The organism is Lujinxingia vulgaris (genome assembly GCF_007997005.1).
In the GTDB taxonomy this organism is placed as follows: Bacteria; Myxococcota_A; Bradymonadia; order Bradymonadales; family Bradymonadaceae; genus Lujinxingia.
Map to the genome: position 1 here is coordinate 16,374 of NZ_VOSL01000146.1, position 15,855 is coordinate 32,228.

At 64.9% G+C, this 15,855-nt stretch carries 14 protein-coding genes; 4 read left to right on the plus strand and 10 right to left on the minus strand.

The features are described 5' to 3' along the window. Nucleotides 1-28 precede the first annotated feature (28 nt). Complete coding sequence (locus FRC96_RS20415) at nucleotides 29-2,800, plus strand: tetratricopeptide repeat protein (protein WP_146977361.1); 2,772 nt, start codon at nucleotides 29-31, stop codon at nucleotides 2,798-2,800. A gap of 66 nt (nucleotides 2,801-2,866) precedes the next feature. Continuing rightward, a complete protein-coding gene (locus tag FRC96_RS20420; protein WP_146977363.1) occupies nucleotides 2,867-3,496 on the plus strand; it encodes an RNA polymerase sigma factor in 630 nt (209 codons plus the stop codon). Between the two features lie 96 nt (nucleotides 3,497-3,592). Here the strand turns inward: FRC96_RS20420 and dnaJ are convergent, their stop codons facing one another. Continuing rightward, entirely contained in the window at nucleotides 3,593-4,705 is a 1,113-nt protein-coding gene (gene dnaJ, locus FRC96_RS20425) for a molecular chaperone DnaJ (RefSeq protein WP_146977365.1), read from the minus strand. Between the two features lie 436 nt (nucleotides 4,706-5,141). Between dnaJ and FRC96_RS20430 the strand changes: the two genes are divergently transcribed. After that, the gene (locus FRC96_RS20430; RefSeq protein ID WP_146977366.1) at nucleotides 5,142-5,669 is read left to right on the plus strand and encodes a 2'-5' RNA ligase family protein; all 528 of its coding nucleotides are present in this window, start codon (nucleotides 5,142-5,144) and stop codon (nucleotides 5,667-5,669) included. A gap of 29 nt (nucleotides 5,670-5,698) precedes the next feature. Here the strand turns inward: FRC96_RS20430 and FRC96_RS20435 are convergent, their stop codons facing one another. Next, nucleotides 5,699-6,622, minus strand: a complete 924-nt coding sequence (locus FRC96_RS20435; protein ID WP_146977368.1) for a hypothetical protein — start codon at nucleotides 6,620-6,622, stop codon at nucleotides 5,699-5,701. Nucleotides 6,623-6,844: 222 nt separating this feature from the next. Here FRC96_RS20435 and FRC96_RS20440 point away from each other — a divergent pair, with 222 nt between their 5' ends. Continuing rightward, on the plus strand, nucleotides 6,845-8,353 hold the full coding sequence (locus FRC96_RS20440; RefSeq protein WP_146977370.1) for a serine/threonine protein kinase: 1,509 nt from the start codon (nucleotides 6,845-6,847) through the stop codon (nucleotides 8,351-8,353). Here the strand turns inward: FRC96_RS20440 and FRC96_RS20445 are convergent. The 8 genes from FRC96_RS20445 to FRC96_RS20480 all read right to left on the minus strand — a co-directional run bounded on the left by FRC96_RS20445 (nucleotide 8,310) and on the right by FRC96_RS20480 (nucleotide 15,577). Next, the gene (locus FRC96_RS20445) at nucleotides 8,310-9,314 is read right to left on the minus strand and encodes a hypothetical protein (RefSeq protein ID WP_146977372.1); all 1,005 of its coding nucleotides are present in this window, start codon (nucleotides 9,312-9,314) and stop codon (nucleotides 8,310-8,312) included. The genes FRC96_RS20440 and FRC96_RS20445 overlap by 44 nt on opposite strands. A gap of 28 nt (nucleotides 9,315-9,342) precedes the next feature. Continuing rightward, nucleotides 9,343-9,873, minus strand: coding sequence for a NuoI/complex I 23 kDa subunit family protein (locus FRC96_RS20450; protein ID WP_146977373.1), 531 nt, complete (start codon nucleotides 9,871-9,873; stop codon nucleotides 9,343-9,345). A gap of 61 nt (nucleotides 9,874-9,934) precedes the next feature. Next, a complete protein-coding gene (locus FRC96_RS20455; protein WP_146977375.1) occupies nucleotides 9,935-11,080 on the minus strand; it encodes a complex I subunit 1/NuoH family protein in 1,146 nt (381 codons plus the stop codon). Between the two features lie 54 nt (nucleotides 11,081-11,134). After that, nucleotides 11,135-12,673, minus strand: a complete 1,539-nt coding sequence (locus FRC96_RS20460) for a molybdopterin-dependent oxidoreductase (RefSeq protein ID WP_146977377.1) — start codon at nucleotides 12,671-12,673, stop codon at nucleotides 11,135-11,137. Between the two features lie 65 nt (nucleotides 12,674-12,738). Further along, the gene (gene nuoD, locus FRC96_RS20465; RefSeq protein WP_146977378.1) at nucleotides 12,739-13,944 is read right to left on the minus strand and encodes an NADH dehydrogenase (quinone) subunit D; all 1,206 of its coding nucleotides are present in this window, start codon (nucleotides 13,942-13,944) and stop codon (nucleotides 12,739-12,741) included. Between the two features lie 44 nt (nucleotides 13,945-13,988). Then, complete coding sequence (locus FRC96_RS20470; protein WP_146977379.1) at nucleotides 13,989-14,540, minus strand: NADH-quinone oxidoreductase subunit C; 552 nt, start codon at nucleotides 14,538-14,540, stop codon at nucleotides 13,989-13,991. Between the two features lie 111 nt (nucleotides 14,541-14,651). Next, nucleotides 14,652-15,209, minus strand: a complete 558-nt coding sequence (locus FRC96_RS20475; RefSeq protein ID WP_111730221.1) for an NADH-quinone oxidoreductase subunit B — start codon at nucleotides 15,207-15,209, stop codon at nucleotides 14,652-14,654. Further along, nucleotides 15,200-15,577 (minus strand): NADH-quinone oxidoreductase subunit A, encoded by a 378-nt coding sequence (locus tag FRC96_RS20480; RefSeq protein WP_146977380.1) that lies wholly within the window; start codon nucleotides 15,575-15,577, stop codon nucleotides 15,200-15,202. The genes FRC96_RS20475 and FRC96_RS20480 overlap by 10 nt, the downstream gene beginning before the upstream one ends. Between the last annotated feature and the right edge of the window lie 278 nt (nucleotides 15,578-15,855).

Consider the following 15,855-nt stretch of genomic DNA (forward strand, 5'->3'; position numbering starts at 1 on the left):
GGCGCGCAGTGCCCGGACCGGAGCAGCGATGAAGCAGCGCAATCGACGACCTCTCTGGCGAGGCACGCTCGGGGCGGTGCTGCTCTGCGCGTTGCCGATCGTCGCTTGGGCGCAGACCTCGGTCAGTCCTCCGCAGGATAGCGAGCAGCCGAGTGCGTCCGGTCAGCGCGATGCGGCCAGCGCGTTTGAGATGGGGCGACTGGCAGAGGCGCGCACGCTCGCCGGCGCGCGGGACGACAGCGCGTCGCTGGTGGTCCGCGCTCGCTTCGCACACTGGAGCGGCGATGACGCCGGCGCCCTGCAGATGACCGAGCAGGCCATCGCGCTCGCTGCCACCGATAGCGATCGGGTAAACGCCGCGATCGCCCACGCAGATCTCATGGTGTTGAGGGGAGACTGGGAGCGGGCTGAGGCGCTGCTGCGAGAGACGCTCGCCAGGGCGCCTCAAAGCATGCGCGCGCGCCTCGCCCTCGGGCAGCTTCTCTGGGAGCGAGGCGACCGCCCCGAGGCGACACAGATTCTCGAGGCGATGGCTGCGCGCTATAACGACGGGCTGATCGACGATCCGAAGGAGCTCGTTGCAGTCGGCCACGGCATGCAACGTCTCGGGCGACTGCGCGACGCCAACCGCGCGCTGGGGCGGGCCGCTCGCCAGGCTCCGGACCACCCGGAGGTCCACATCGCCTTCGCCGAGCTGATGCTCGCCAGCTACAACCACGCCGAGGCCGAAGACTCGCTGGATCGCGCCCTGGAAGCGGCGCCGCAGCACCCCGAGGCGCACCGCCTGATGGCGGAGATCGAGTTCTTTGTCAGCGGCAACTTCGCCGAGGCCGAACAGCGCCTCCGGTTGGCCGACGCGATCGCGCCGCACCACCTCGGAGTCGCGCTGCAACGCGCGCGTTTCGCGATGACGCGGGGGGAGTGGGCGCATGCCGCACAGCGGGTTGAAGAGATCCTCGAGCGCGCGCCTCGCCATGGCGAGGCGCTCAGCCTCCTGGCGGCGGTGCGCTACCTGGGCGGCGATCGGGTGGGGTTTGAGCAGGCGCGGGACGCCTTTACGCAACATCGCGCGGCCGCGTCCACGCTATGGCGGGTCGTCGGAGAGGCCGCCGCCTTAAACAACCGCCACTCCGAGGCGGTCCGGTTCTTTGAAGAGGCGCTGGAACGCGACCCGGAAGACGCCGGCGCCCTGGCTGGCCTGGGTCTCGCGCTTACACGCACCGGCGATGAGCCCCGCGCGCTCAACGTTCTGGAGCGCGCCGCCCGCGAAGATCGCTTTCATGTTCGCGTGCATAACATGCTGGAGCTCTACCAGCGGGGGTTGCGCGACTACCTCACCGCGCCGGTTGCATCCGGGCTGCGGCTGCGCGCGCACAAGGAGCAGCATGCGCTCCTTGAGGCCGCGAGCCTCCCGCTGGTCGATGAGGCTCATGAGGTCTTCTCGCAGCGCTACGGCCAGCGTATCGAGCCGCTGATCGTCGAGATCTACGCCGAGCCCGAGAACTTCTCGGTGCGTTCGGTGGGCGTGCCCAGGATCGATCCTCACGGCATCTGCTTTGGCGACACCGTGCTTCTTCGCAGCCCGGCCGACGCGGACTTCAACTGGGAGATGGTCCTCTGGCATGAGACCGCCCACGCCTACCACCTGCGCGTCTCCCAGGCGCGGGTGCCGCGCTGGTTTACCGAGGGCCTGGCCGAGTATGAGACGGGCGAGCGCGACGCGAGCTACCGGCGCTTTCATGACGAGGAGATCGCGCGTCGCCTTCAGCATGGCACCTTGCCCGCCTTAAGCGAGCTGGGGGATGCGTTCCTCGCCGGCCGCGGCTTTGACGTCATTGTGGCCTACCAGCTGGCCAGCCTGGCCATCGATTACATCGTCGAGGTGGGGGGCCGAGACGCGCCCACGCGCCTGCTCCGCGGCTTTGCCGATGTGCCGCGCTTTGAGGCGCTGGCTCCGACCGTGCTGGATCGCACGATGGAAGAGCTCGACCAGGGCTTTGATGCCTGGCTCCGCGCGCGCTACGCCCCGCTGATCGCACACCCGATGATCGATGTGGATCGCCTCCGGCGGATGGCGGCAGGTCTGGAGGTTGAGCACGCCGACGCGGTGGAGGAGGGCGCCTATAAGGCCCTGGTGGCGGCGCTCGAGGGCCGTGACGACCAGGCGCGGGTGCTGATCGCAAGCGCGCGCCGCCGTGCGTCGAACGCCGGAGAGCCCGCGCAGGCGCGTGTAGAGGCCACGCTCGTGCATGCGTTCAACGCGCTCGAGCAAAGCGATGAGGCGCTTCAGGCAGGCCGTGTGGCGCTCGACGCGGGCCTGGAGAGCCCCGAGCTCCGGTTGGCCCTGGCCCAGGCTGCCGCCCGACGCGAGCAGCTTCAAGAGGCCCTGGTGCACGCTGAAGCGGCCACTTCCATCAATCCCCGCTCCGCGGAGGCGTGGGCGATGGTCCAGGAGCGCGCCGACGCGCTAAACGATCACGCGCTCGCCAGCCGCGCCCAACGTGCACGCTTTGAAAGCTCGGCGCATGATCCGCGCCTGGCTCAGGCCCTCTACGCGTCGAGCCGGGGTGAGCTTCGCCTGCGCGCCGCCCGCCGCTGGGCGGCCATCGAGACCTTCCGGGCCGAGGCCCACCTGGCGGTCGCCACCGCGCTGCTGGAGCTGAAGCGCCCCGAGGAGGCGATCGCCGCCTTTGATCGCGCCGCGCTCAGCGATCCGCAGCGCGCGTCTACCATTAAAGAAGAGGCCCGCGAGCAATTGACCCGCGGCGGCTGGCGCGATAAGGCTCCTCTGATCCAGTGAGGCGCCCCGGCGTTACAGCCGGCGCTCCGGTTTGCCCTACCGCGTTCTTAAGGTGTTGACCTCATCATGACCGATCCTCTCTCCGCAGACGCTCTTGACGCCCTCGACGACGCCGCGCTCGCCAGCCGCGCCGTCGACGGCGACTTCGCGGCGTTTGAGAAGATCGTTGAGCGCCACCGCGACAAAGCCTTCCGCCTGGCGTTTAGCCTCACCAAAAGCGAGGCCGACGCTCAGGACGTGGTCCAGGAAGCATTTATCAACATCTACCGCAAGCTCGACACCTTCGCCGGCGACGCGCAGCTGAGCAGCTGGATGTACCGCATCGTGGTCAACGCGGCGCTGATGCGACTTCGCAAGACGCGCCGCCGCGCCGAAGTCAGCGTCGATGACGTCTCGGATCCCGCCCACTTTGAGCCCTCCGTCCCGGGGGAGCCCGCCGGCTGGCGTGTGCGCGGGGATGAGGCTGCGGAGAATCGCGAGCTCCGCGATCAGATCCTGGCCGCCATCGACCAGCTCGACCCGAAGTACCAGGCTGCGTTTCTGTTGCGTGAGATCGAGGGCCTGAGCCTTGATGAGATCGCCTCAGTCCTCGACCTGAGCACCGGCGCGGTCAAGACCCGCCTGCACCGCGCGCGCCTCTTTCTGCAGGCGGCGCTGGAGCCCTACCTGGGCCGCGAAGAAGACATCTCCAACTAGAACGAGCGCCCGCCCACGAAAAAGGGCGCTTCGCCGTGTCCTCGGCAAAGCGCCCTCAGGGGCTGGCGTGGGCGCGTTGACGCACCCACACAGTCCTTAGCTGATCTTCTCTTTGAGCTTGTCGAAGAACCCGCCCTTCTTGACCGGGATGTCGCGAAGCTCGGCGTAGCTCTCCAGGAGCTCGCGTTCTTTGGAGGAGACTTTTGTCGGGATCTCGACGTCGAAGTGCACCACGAGGTGGCCTCGTCCCGAGCCCTGCACGCGGGCCAGGCCCTGGTTTTTGAGCACCTGAGTGTCGCCATGCTGGGTGCCGGGCTTGACCGTGATCGTCTCGGTGCTCTCCAGGGTCGGAATCTCGAGCTCGGCGCCGAGAATCGCCTGCACAAAGCTGATGGGCTGGCGCAGGTGCAGGTCCTCGTGGTCGCGCTCAAAGACCTCGCTTTGCTCCACGTGAATGAACACGTAAAGATCGCCCGGGGGCCCTCCGCGAGTGCCGGCCTCGCCCTCGCCACCCAGGCGAAGACGCATGCCGGTGTCGACGCCGGCCGGGATGGTGACGCTCACCTCCCGGGTGGCGCGCTGCTTGCCCGAGCCGTGGCAATCGTCGCAGGGATCTTCGATGCGTTTGCCGCTCCCCTGACAGTGGGGGCAGGTGGAGGTCAGCGTGAAAAAGCCCTGGCTGTGGTTGATCTGCCCGCGCCCCTGACAGGTCGAGCAGGTCACCGGCGAGGTGCCCGGCTTGGCGCCGCTCCCCGAGCAGGTCTCGCAGTCGTTGTGGCGCACCACCGAGATGGTGCGCGAGGTGCCGAAGGCGGCTTCTTTGAAGCTAAGGTGGATGTCCTCGCGAAGGTCCGAGCCCCGCTGAGGTCCGCCCCGCGGGCGGCCGCGTCCGCCGCCAAAGCCGAACATATCGCCAAAGATGTCGCCGAACTGCGAGAAGATGTCGTCCATCGAGTGGAAGCCGGCCCCGGGGCCGGCGGCCCCGCGCACGCCCTCATGACCGAAACGATCGTAGCGGGCGCGTTTCTGCGCGTCGCTCAACACCTCGTAGGCTTCGGCGGCCTCTTTGAAGTTGGCTTCGGCCTGCGCGTCGTCCGGGTTGCGGTCCGGGTGGTACTTCATCGCCAGGCGTCGATAGGCTTTCTTGAGTTCTTTATCGTCGACGTCACGGGAGACGCCGAGCACCTCGTAGTAGTCGCGCTTACTCATAGGGGGCTCGTCCTGGGCAGTGCATTCGTAACATGGGATGTGGGGAGGGGCGCCGCTCGTCAGTCATCACCGATGATCGACGCGGCCTGGCGCTTCGCGCCAGAACCTCGCAACGCCCGGGCGCGCTTGTCAAGGCGGGCAGCGGGTCGTGCCGGGCACCTCAGCCCCCAGATTGTCGCCAATCTAGGCGCGAAGTTGCCGGCGGCAAGTTGTGAAGCCACACTAACATAATGCAATCACAGCGTAATCTTTGCGCTCGCCCATACTCACCATCGAAGCGGCGAGGCTATTCCATAGCGCGCGCATCGAGGGGAACGTGGTCGGCGAGTTGTGTTGGTGGGGCCGAGCTCGCGCCTAGGATCGAAGTGTGGTTTCGAGCACCGGCTGCGCGCTTAATCGTGTGGAACCGGGAGACGTTTCGCTGTGGAGCACGCCTATGTACGCCGTCGCCGCACGCCTGGGCGAGGATCTCGAGGAGCGCATCGCGCGCCTCTGGGATCGCACCGAGCTCATCGCGCCCCACCAGATCCCTCGGGCCACAAGGGTGCCTCACGTCTCCTTTCAGTTGGTGGAGACGCCTCATCCTCACGCCCTGGAGGTGCTCTTGCGTGAGCCTTTCTGTGAGGTCCCCGCCACCATCCGGACCAGCGCTCTCGGCGTCTTCGCGCGCCCCCGTCAGGTGCTCTTCTTAAGCGTTGTGCGCGAGCCGGCGCTTGACCGCTACTTTCAGGCCATCAACGTTCGCCTGATGGCCCAGGGCTATCATCTCCACCCCTTTTACAGCCCGGCGATGTGGACGCCGCACATCACCCTGGCGCTGGGGCCCTTTAGCCCGGCGACGCTCTGCGCGCTCTTGCGAGCGGGGACGCGCTACGAGGATCTTCAGGGATGCTGGGAGATCGGGCCTCTCTGCCTGCTTGGGCCCATCGATCGGCCGGGGCTTCCCGCGACGCCAGCGCCCTGAACTTGCGCCCCGATGCCGCAACGCTCCTGTTACTGCGCGCTCAAATCCATGCCCGGCTGCCAGTTATCTACCACCATCAGCTCGTCGCGATCGCCGAGCGCGTTGCAGAAGCCGGCAAAGAGCTGCCCGGCCAGGTACTGCGTAAAGGGCGGGTCGCTCTCACGCTGCTCGCGCAGCACGCTGTTGGCGTGCTGGCCGCCGTCGAGCTCCTCGCGATCGACGTGCTCCAGGTTCAGGTAGAGCCTGCGCACTCCATCGCCCAGATACGCCAGCACCGACGCGGTCCCGCCGGACTGAAGCTCCTCGACGATCCCGACGGCGGTGTACCAGTCGTTGTTGCGCCCGTCGTCGTTGGCGTCATAGGTGTTATGGAAAAACACCATGTCGCCGATGGCCGGGCGGCTGGAGTGGTACACCTTGCCCTCGCTGCGGCAGGCCCGATAGAGCTCCGGTACGCTTGAGGCGGCGTCCTCGTTGAGGGTGACTCCGTTGAGCGCAAAGACCGCATGCACGTAGGCCGCCGCCAGAGGTCCGTCGGCTTCAGGCGCAGCCGGGCCTCGGGGGGCCGGCGGATGAGAGGCGCTCTCGGCGTTGGTCGTCGAACTTCCTGTCGCTGTGACGCTCGGGCGGTAGCTGGCCAGGGCCGGGCGTTGAGGCCGAGTCACGCTGTCGAGCGGCGCGCGCGAGGGCGTCGTCGCCGGTGCCGGTAGGCTGCGTCGCTGACCGGGCTGGGCCGGCCCGCCCTTGCTGCGGTACACGTAGACGTGCGCCGGTAGCACCCCGGCCTCCCCGCTGCTCGCGTCGGAGAGGCCCCGCGCACCGGGTGGTGCGAGCTCATCTTCCAGCATCGGTGAGGCGTACATATGAAAGGGCGCGCTGGTCGACGCGGCGCATCCTGCGCCGGCGATCGCCATCATCATCGCCCCGGTCCATTGCCACAGAGATCTCGCCATCGTCATACTCCCTTAACATCCACTCAGGGATATCGCGTCGACCGGACCCGGTGACCGTCCATGGCCCCTAAGTGCTTTACCGGTGCGACGATTCGCAGTGTAAAGGAGAGTGACGCGTCGCCAAGTTTTTTGGCTGCGACAGCAGGGCGGGGCGGCCGGGCTTGCCTGGCCGCCCGCTCTCTCATACCGTCGTGACCTCAGACGGCCACAAGGAGCAGCCGCATGACAACCACCCTCAAAGGCCCGGCGGCCATGCACGCCGACGCACAGTTTGGAAAGTACACCCTGATTCGGCAGATCGCCGTCGGCGGGATGGCCGAGATCTGGCTGGCCGAGCAGCGCGGGCCGGGGGGCTTTAACAAAGAGCTGGTGCTCAAACGCATCCTCCCTCACCTGGCTCAGGAGGGGCAGGTCGCCCAGATGTTCCTCGATGAGGCGCGCATGGTCGCGCACCTCACCCACCCCAACATCGGGCAGGTCTTCGAGCTCGGTGAGCTTGAGGGCGAGTACTTCATCGCCATGGAGTTCATCGACGGCCTGGACCTGGCCCAGCTTGCCGGCGCGCTCAAAGAGCGGGGCTCGCAGATCCCGGTGGCCTACGCGGTCAAGATCATCACCGACCTGCTCGAAGCCCTCGACTACGCGCACGACTTCGTCGATCGCGATGGTAACCACGTCGGGCTCATTCACCGCGACATCTCCCCGCAGAATGCGCTGATCTCCAACGATGGCGTCGTCAAACTGGTGGACTTCGGGGTGGCCAAGGCCAGCATCAACACCACCAAGACCGAATCCGGGGCTGTAAAAGGGAAGTTCGCCTACATGGCCCCCGAGCAGATCGAGGGCAAGCCGCTGGACTGGCGCGCCGACATCTTCTCGATCGGGGTGCTCTTCTACGAGCTCTTAAGCGGCGTCAAACCTTTTGGCGAAGATCTCAAAGCGGTCTCGATGATCCTCTCTCAAGACCCGGCCGACATCCGCACCTACCGCACGGACGTGCCCGAAGAGCTCGCGCGCATTATCGCCCGCGCCATGGCCAAAGACCGGGAAGATCGCTTCGCCAACGCCGCGGCGATGCAGCGTGCGCTGCAGACCTTCATGCGCTCCTACACCGAGGTGGTGGGCACGCGAGAGCTCTCGATTATGGTGCGCCAGCTCCGCGGCCTGGATCTGGCCAAACCCACCGAGCAGCTCTTCGGGTTTGAGAAGCACGGCGTCACCTCGGCCGGGCCGCGGCTGACCACGCGCGAGATGCCTCAGGCGGAGGTTGCCGATCGCAGCGCGCCTGGTCTGAATCAGGCCAGCGTGCCCGCCGACGCTTCACCCGGCGCCGCCGATGAGCCTGCGCCTTCCAAAGGAAAGTCCCTGGCGTTGGTCGCGGGCTTCTCACTCTTGATGATCGGTCTGCTCGCGGCCTTCTTCGTGGTGGGCTATCTGGTGATCTCCGGCGATAAAGGGGCTGCAGACGAGGCCACTGAGGCCGCCTCGGCCGTGGCGGCGACACCGGCTGCCGCGACCTGGCGTCATGCAGACGGTCAGATCGTCGCGATCTCATCACAGCCCTCCGCCGAGATCGTGGTCGACGGCGAGGTCGTAGGAAAAACCCCCTTCCAGACCACGTTGCGGCCGGGAACCTACCGCATCGAACTGCGTACGGGTGAGACGACGCGCAAAGAAACGCTGACGATCACTTCGACGAGCTCGATTCAACGCTTCCGCTATGATCTTTAAGCAGCTGTGCCCGGGCATCGTCGACGACCCAGCCATTGAAGCAGAAGCGGCGTCCATGCGCCTCCGGGGCGTCGGCGCGGATCTCCAGCCGCAGCTCCTTTTCACCGCTTAACGTCTGAAGATCGAGGGTGTGAGCCATCCAGCTCGCGTCGAACTTCTCGAGCGTCCGGGAGAGCACCTCCTCCTCTCCGATAAGGACGCGGTAGGTCAGCGCCTGCGCGCGCTCGTGGCGCGCGCCCCGCAGGTCCACGCCGGCCCGAAGTCGCAGCCAGCGCGCGCCGGCATCATCATCGTTTTGCAGTACGTCGGCGGGGAAGCTCACACGCAGCACCTCCCCGTCTTTGAGCGCGTGCGCCCAGGCGCAACGCCGGGGATCGTCACCCACCTCCAGAAGCTCGCTGCCCACATAGTGGCCCCCCGGGCACATCCACCGCTGGCGGCGCGCGTCCCACCGGCGACAGCGCGTGGCGCGCTCGCCATCGGCGCTCACGTGCTCGACCTGCGCCTCGGGAAGCCGCGTCAGCAGCGAGGGGCCCAGCTGCGTCTCGGAGGCCAGGGCGTAGAGATCGACGCGGACCTCTCCCAGGCGCTCCGACGAGACCCGCTCCGAGCCCGGAGGAAGGCGCGCAGCGCCGTCTTCGGCGCGGTCGGCCTCGGCGATCACCCAGACCCGCTCGATCCCCTGAAAGTCCTCAATCTGCGGGTCGTGGTGGCGGTGCAGCAGGTTCCCGACTGGCCCCAGGTGCACCATCACGCTCTCCGACCAGGTCGGTTCGATGCGGATGGCATCCTCGGGGCGGGCCGACTCCACGACCACGTCGGCCGCGCGCTCCCACGCGTCATCGCTCGGCGCGTTTGCCGGCACGATCACCTGGGTGGCGACGCTCAGCCCGCCTGCCAAAAGCAGCAGGCCCGCCCCGAGGAGCGGGCCCGCCTGGTGCGCCCTGTGCGACTTCGACATGCCTGTCTCCAAGGCGACCCGGGTCGCGTTAGCGCTTACCACCCTGGACGGCTTGCGAACGGCCCCCCATGCTCATCAGAAGGTCGCGATCGTAGAACGCTTCGTTGCGCTCACCATAAGGCGGGATGTGTACGCCTGAATCCATGCGAATCGCATCACAGGGGCAGGCCTCCACGCACAGGCCGCAGACAATGCAGCGCAGCTCATCAATCACGAAGACCGAGGGGTACTTCTCGATCGTCGGATCATCGTGTTCGGCAGCTTCAATGTGGATGCAGTCCGCCGGGCAGATCGTCGAGCAGCACATACACGCCACACATCGCACCTGGCCGTCATCGCGTAGCATCAGCCGGTGCAGACCCCGGTAGCGCTCCGGGTAGATCGTCGGCTCCTCCGGGTAGTTGCGCGTAAAGGTGGTGCGCTTCTCTTTGCTCGGGTTCAGGTTGCGAAAGAAGTGACCGGTGGTCACCGCCAGCCCGCGGATGATCTCGGGGATGTAGCTCTTCTCCCAGAGAGACTGCGGCTCACGATCGATTACTTTGACGTTCACGTTGGCCATCAACGACCTCGGTTCAGATGGCGAGGGCCGGGCCCCCGGTTGGGGGCCCGACGAGCTCGGATTAAAGCAGGGTGACGATGAGCGCGGTCACAAAGAGGTTCGCGATGCTCAGCGGCAGCAGAATCTTCCAACCCAGGGTCATGACCTGGTCGTAGCGGAAGCGGGGCAGCGTCCAGCGCATCATGAACTGCAGCCAGACCAGCACCAGGATCTTGAAGATCATCGCGTGCACGCGCAGGAAGATCGAGATCCAGTACCAGGCCTGCTCGCCAAAGGGCACCCAGTGGTTGTCGAAGATTCGGATGCCGTCGGCGTAGACGTAAGGGATCTGCCAGCCGCCCAGGAAGATCACCGCGATCAGCGCCGCAATGAACACCGTCGCCGCGTATTCAGCAAGCTGCATGCCGGCGAACTTCATCGTGGAGTATTCGGTCAGATAACCGGCGACAATCTCCGACTCGCCTTCCGGAAGGTCGAAGGGCGCGCGTTTGGTCTCGGCCATCCCCGCCAGAAAGAAGAGGAAGAACGCCAGCGGCTGCACCACAACGCCCCACATCGGCAGCCAGTCCCACAGGAGGTAGCCCTGCATGCGCGCCATCTCGTTGAGATCGAGCGTGCCGTAGATGAGCAGGATGCCCGCAAGGCTAAGCCCCATCGAGACTTCGTACGAGATCATCTGCGCGGAGGAGCGCAGCCCGCCGAGAAGGCTGTACTTGCTGTTGGAGGCCCACCCCGCAATCGCCGCGCCGTAGACCGAGATCGCCGCGATCGCAAACGCGAAGAGCAGCCCGGCGTTGAGGTGCATGATCGAGAAGTAGTTCTTCCACTCCCCGCCCACGCAGATCTCGGTGTACTCGGCCGTCGTCTGCATGGTGCCCGTGCAGTAGTGATCCATAAAGGGAATCACAGCCCAGCCGATCAGGGCCGGGGCCAGCACCAGAACCGGTGCCAGCGTGTGCAGGAAGCGGTTGGCGCCTGCCGGGACGATGTTCTCCTTAAGCACCAGCTTCAGGCCATCGGCCAGGAAGTGGGGGATACCCAGCACCCCAATGCCCAGGATTTTGGCGCGGTTAGGACCAACGCGGTTCTGGATCTTCGACGATTGCTTTCGGTCGCCCAGCAGGGTCAGCAGGCCGGCGACGGCCATAACGAACCCGAGGACGATGACGAAGATCTTAACCAGACTAATGAGCACTTCGACCATCATGATGATTTCATCCTTTCAACGAAGAGCGGCGCGTCGCGGCGAGCCTCAATTCCATCACTCAGCAGGGGTCTGAGACGCCTCTTCTGTGGCCGCCGAGTCCTCGAACATCTCCTTACGGATCTGATGGACGAAGGTGTAAGTGAGCTTGTGATTCATCGCCCGGGCCAGTCGCATAAAGATCTGCCAGTGCGGCAGCGACTCACCCAGCGGAGCAAAGGCCCGGTCGAACTCCTGGGCGATCCCGTCGAAGTTGACGAAGGTCCCCTCGGTCTCGGCGTGAGAGCAGGCCGGCAGCGCGATATGCGCTTTGGTGGAGAGCTCGCCGTGATGCTGGGCCTGAAGCACGAAGAGGTCGAGTTTATCGAGCGCGCTTACGAAGCGGGCGCTCTCCTCGGTGGCGACAGGGATCTGTGTCTCCATCATGTAGAGCGAGGTCACCGCGCCGCTCTCGATGTCGTCGATAAGCGCGCCGAAGTCCCGAAGCTCGCCCTCGTGTCCGAAGATGGTCTGCAGCCCGCGGGTGTTGGGGTTTTTGTCGGCCTTGATGAGGAAGTCATCCTCGAAGCCGTCCGGGTTGCCGCCCACGTAGATGCGCTCGGTTCCCAGCACTTCCTTCGCGAAACGACGCGCGAGGAAAAGGTCCTCGCAGCTGGCCTGCGGGCTGACCACAAAACCAAAGGTTCCCTTATCTTCGATGGCGCGGCCGAGCTTATCGGCGGCGGTGCCGCTGACACCGTGCCAGTTGAGCTCGGCTCCGTTGCTCATCGGACGGGTGAGGCGGTCGGTGTGAATCGCCTTATAGGTCAGGCGGCCGGCGTCGCACATCCAGTAGTCATTGACGTCCGGGTTGAAGCGCGGGCGGTAGCGCTGCACTTCGTTGCGGAAATGCTCCAGGTGGATGTTGCAGCCGTTGGAGCAGCCCGTGCACACGCTGTCGGTGGAGCTAAGCAGCCAGACGCGGCACTTAAAGCGGAAGTCGCGCGAGGTCAGCGCGCCCACCGGGCAGATGTCGGCGGTGCACACCGAGTAGGGGTTGTCGAGTGAGCGGCCCGGGAAGGGGCGAATCTCGGCGGCGTCACCACGCTGAATGATGGTCAGCTCGTTGGTACCGGTGATCTCTTCGCAGAAACGCACGCAGCGGGTGCAGAGAATGCAGCGCTCGCCATCGTAGAGCACCTCGGGGCCGATGGGGAAGACCTTGACCTTGGCCGTCTTCTCGGTGCGCAGGCGTGACTCCTGCGCGTCGTAGGCCATGTAGTAATCCTGGAGCTTGCACTCGCCGGCCTGGTCGCAGATGGGGCAGTCGACCGGGTGGTTGATCAGGATAAACTCGAGCACGGCCTTCTGGGCCTTGATCACGCGCTCGCTCTTGGTGTTGACGACCATCCCGTCGCTGACCTGCGAATAACACGAAGGCTGCAGCTTCCAGGAGCCTTCCACCTCGACCAGGCACATCCGGCAGTTGGCCGGGATCGACAGGGCGGGGTGGTAGCAGAAGTGGGGCACCTCGTAACCGGCCTGAGCGGCCGCACGCAGGATGGTGGTCCCTTTCTCGACCTCGATCTCGGTACCGTTGATGGTGACTTTTGGCATTTGACTACTCCAGGGGTGGGCGCGCCCGCATCATAATGGCGAGCGCCTGAGACCACGCTCCGTAATTACTTATCGCACTCGCCACCGATCATGTTGACGGTGTCGAAGGTGGGGATGATGTCAGCGAGCAGGCCGCCTTCAAAGAGCTTGTGGATACCGCCCATCACGATCAGGCTCGGCGAGCGCACGTGAATCTTCCAGGGCTTCCCGGTGCCGTTGGACACGATGTAGAAGCCAAGCTCGCCGTTGCCGCCCTCGGTGTAGCTGTAGACCTCACCGGCGGGCACCTGGACGCCCTCAAAGATGATCTTGAAGTGCGAGATCATCCCCTCAATGGTGTTGTAGACCTTGTCTTTGCTGGGCAGCGCCACGCGGGGATCATCGGTGTTGATGGGACCTGGCTTCATCTTGGCCAGGCACTGGTCGATGATGCGAATGGATTGCACCAGCTCCTCCATGCGGCAGAGGTAGCGGTCCATGTTGTCGCCGTGCTTGCCCACGGGCACATCGAAGTCCACCTCGCCATATTTGAAGTAGGGGTGGTCTTTGCGCACGTCGTAGGCCACGCCGGTGGAGCGCAGACAGACGCCGGTATAGCCGTAGGAGACGCCCATCTCCGGCGTGATCACGCCGGTACCTTCCATGCGGTCGAGGAAGATGCGGTTGCGCGTGAGCAGCTTGTGGGTCGTCTCGTGGATCTCGATGAGACGCTCGCGGGTGTAGGCCCAGCGCTCGGCGAAGTCCGGCGTCAGATCGTCTTTGAGACCGCCGATGCGGCCGTAGCTCACCGTAAGGCGCGCGCCGGTGACCTGTTCGATAAGATCCCAGACCAGCTCGCGACCTTCGATCGCGTAAAGGAAGGCGGTCATCGCTCCCAGCTCCAGTCCCCCGGCGCCGATGCAGGTCAGGTGATCGGAGAGACGGCTGAGCTCGCCCATGATCGTGCGGATCCAATCGCAACGCTCGGGGACTTCAATGCCCAGAAGTCGCTCGACGGCCAGCGCGTAGCCGAAGTTGTTGAGCAGCGGGCTGACGTAGTTGAGGCGGTCGGTGTAGGGGAAGACCTGGGTCCAGGTCGCCTCCTCACACTCTTTCTCAAAGCCGCGGTGCAGGTAGCCGACCTCGGTCTCGCACTTGATGACCTTTTCGCCCTCAAGCGTCAGGGTGAAGCGCACGGTGCCGTGGGTGGCAGGGTGGCTTGGACCCATCTGGAGGATCATCGGCTCGCTGTGGATGTCCTGGTCAATGGGCTTGTAGATATCTTCGGCCATGATTCAAAACCCTTGCATGATGGTGAGGGGGGCGCCGGGCAGCTTCACGCCTGGCGGGAGCCCTCGGAGGGCTTGTCTTTGACGTAGCGGTTGAACTCTTCGACGCTGTCGCGCTCTTTGCCCAGCAGCTCCAGGCGAGGCTGAGAGGCCTGCTTGGCGTAGTCTTTGCGAAGGGGGTGGCCTTCAAACTCTTCGTAGAGCAGCACACGGCGAAGATCGGAGTGCCCTTCAAAGGTGACGCCGTACATATCCCAGACCTCGCGCTCCATCCACGCCGCACACCCGTAGAGGTGCTCGATGGTGGGCACGTTGCAGTCGTCTTCGGGCACCACCACGCGCACCGTCAGCATATGCTTTTTGGCGATGCTGTAGAGGATGTAGACGACCTCGAAGCGCGGCTCGCGGTGCAGGTAGTCCACGCAGGTGATCGCACGCAGCATATTCATCTGGGTGGCGTCGTCGTCGCGCAGTCGCGCGATGATGTCGGCAACCCGACCGCGCTCCACCACGACGGTGTCGTTACCCAGTCGCGAGTGCGCGTCGAGGACCTCGTCGCCGAAGTGCTTTTTGACAAAGTCGATCAGTTTTTTGGCCATATCTCTAAATCCGGAGGAGGGCACCGGGCTGTCCGGTGCCCCGATGCGCGCTCAGTGCACGAAGGCGTCTGCCGTGGGAATGTGACGCAAAGGTGTTGGCTTCGCGAAGGATCAGACCTTGGTGCCGAAACGCTCCAGGAAGGTCGGCTCTTCTTCGATGCCTTCGGCCAGACGACGGCGCCGCTTCTCTTCGTAGGCGTACTTATCCCAGGGTTCGTTCTGGATCTTCTCCTGAAGTTTCAGGAGGCCATCGAGCACCTGCTCGGGACGGGGAGGGCAGCCGGGGATGTACATGTCGACCGGGATGATCTTATCGATGCCCTGGACCGTCGCGTAATTGTCGTAGAAGCCGCCGGTGGACGCGCACACGCCGAAGGAGATCACCCACTTGGGCTCGGCCATCTGCTCGTAAATACGGCGCAGGAAGGGAGCGAGCTTGTGGTTGACGGTGCCAACGACCCAGAGGAGGTCAGCCTGACGCGGGGAGAAACGCGGGATCTCCGCGCCGAAGCGCGAGATGTCGTAGCGCGCCGCGGCCGTCGCCATATACTCCATGCCACAGCAGGCCGTGACAAAGGGGTACTGGAAGAGCGAGTGCTTGCGCGCCCAGCCCACCGCGCTTTCAAGGCGAGTGGTGATGACTTCAGGAAGTTGATGTTCTAGTCCCATTCGAGACCCCCTTGGCTCCACTCATAGACGAGACCGATAGTCAGAATCGCCAGGAAGAGCGCCATGACAGCAAAAGAGTAGAACCCGTGCCCCATCGCCGCGCTCTCGCGCCAGCTCATGGCCCACGGGATGACGAAGACCGTTTCCAGGTCGAAGAGGATGAAGCTGATCGCCACCATGTAAAACTTCACGCTGAAGCGGGAAGCCTGGGGCTCAGAGAGCGGATCGGAGCCGGACTCGTAGGGCATCAACTTTTCGCGGGTCGGGTTTTTGGGCCCGAAGAACTCCGCCGCAAAGATGATGCCGCCGACCACCGCGATAGCGACCAGCACCAGCAAAATAAGAGGGATGTAGTTGGCGATTAACATGGGGCGCGCTCATTGCACGGGGTGAAAAGGGAGGGGCTCAGGCGAAGCCAAATCTCGGGGTTTCGCCGGCCCGTGTCGCCGGGTTCAGCGACGTATTTCAAACCGGGTGAGTGCCTAACACGGCATCTCTAAAGGTGTCAAACACGGGCCCTGCGCTTTGTTGCATTCCGTGGCGTTTCGGGGGGGAAGCTCGCCCGGGCCTGATTGTAGGTGCAGGTAATTTTGTGGCCAGTCTTGTTTTGTCTGTATGAGTGTTCAGCTTTGATTGACCTGGGCAC

Bases quoted from the DNA above. Each gene is read 5' to 3' on its own strand.
- FRC96_RS20415 (WP_146977361.1), top strand. From the start codon at position 29: ATGAAGCAGCGCAATCGACGACCTCTCTGGCGAGGCACGCTCGGGGCG.
- FRC96_RS20420 (WP_146977363.1), top strand. From the start codon at position 2,867: ATGACCGATCCTCTCTCCGCAGACGCTCTTGACGCCCTCGACGACGCC.
- dnaJ (WP_146977365.1), bottom strand. From the start codon at position 4,705: ATGAGTAAGCGCGACTACTACGAGGTGCTCGGCGTCTCCCGTGACGTC.
- FRC96_RS20430 (WP_146977366.1), top strand. From the start codon at position 5,142: ATGTACGCCGTCGCCGCACGCCTGGGCGAGGATCTCGAGGAGCGCATC.
- FRC96_RS20435 (WP_146977368.1), bottom strand. From the start codon at position 6,622: ATGGCGAGATCTCTGTGGCAATGGACCGGGGCGATGATGATGGCGATC.
- FRC96_RS20440 (WP_146977370.1), top strand. From the start codon at position 6,845: ATGACAACCACCCTCAAAGGCCCGGCGGCCATGCACGCCGACGCACAG.
- FRC96_RS20445 (WP_146977372.1), bottom strand. From the start codon at position 9,314: ATGTCGAAGTCGCACAGGGCGCACCAGGCGGGCCCGCTCCTCGGGGCG.
- FRC96_RS20450 (WP_146977373.1), bottom strand. From the start codon at position 9,873: ATGGCCAACGTGAACGTCAAAGTAATCGATCGTGAGCCGCAGTCTCTC.
- FRC96_RS20455 (WP_146977375.1), bottom strand. From the start codon at position 11,080: ATGATGGTCGAAGTGCTCATTAGTCTGGTTAAGATCTTCGTCATCGTC.
- FRC96_RS20460 (WP_146977377.1), bottom strand. From the start codon at position 12,673: ATGCCAAAAGTCACCATCAACGGTACCGAGATCGAGGTCGAGAAAGGG.
- nuoD (WP_146977378.1), bottom strand. From the start codon at position 13,944: ATGGCCGAAGATATCTACAAGCCCATTGACCAGGACATCCACAGCGAG.
- FRC96_RS20470 (WP_146977379.1), bottom strand. From the start codon at position 14,540: ATGGCCAAAAAACTGATCGACTTTGTCAAAAAGCACTTCGGCGACGAG.
- FRC96_RS20475 (WP_111730221.1), bottom strand. From the start codon at position 15,209: ATGGGACTAGAACATCAACTTCCTGAAGTCATCACCACTCGCCTTGAA.
- FRC96_RS20480 (WP_146977380.1), bottom strand. From the start codon at position 15,577: ATGTTAATCGCCAACTACATCCCTCTTATTTTGCTGGTGCTGGTCGCT.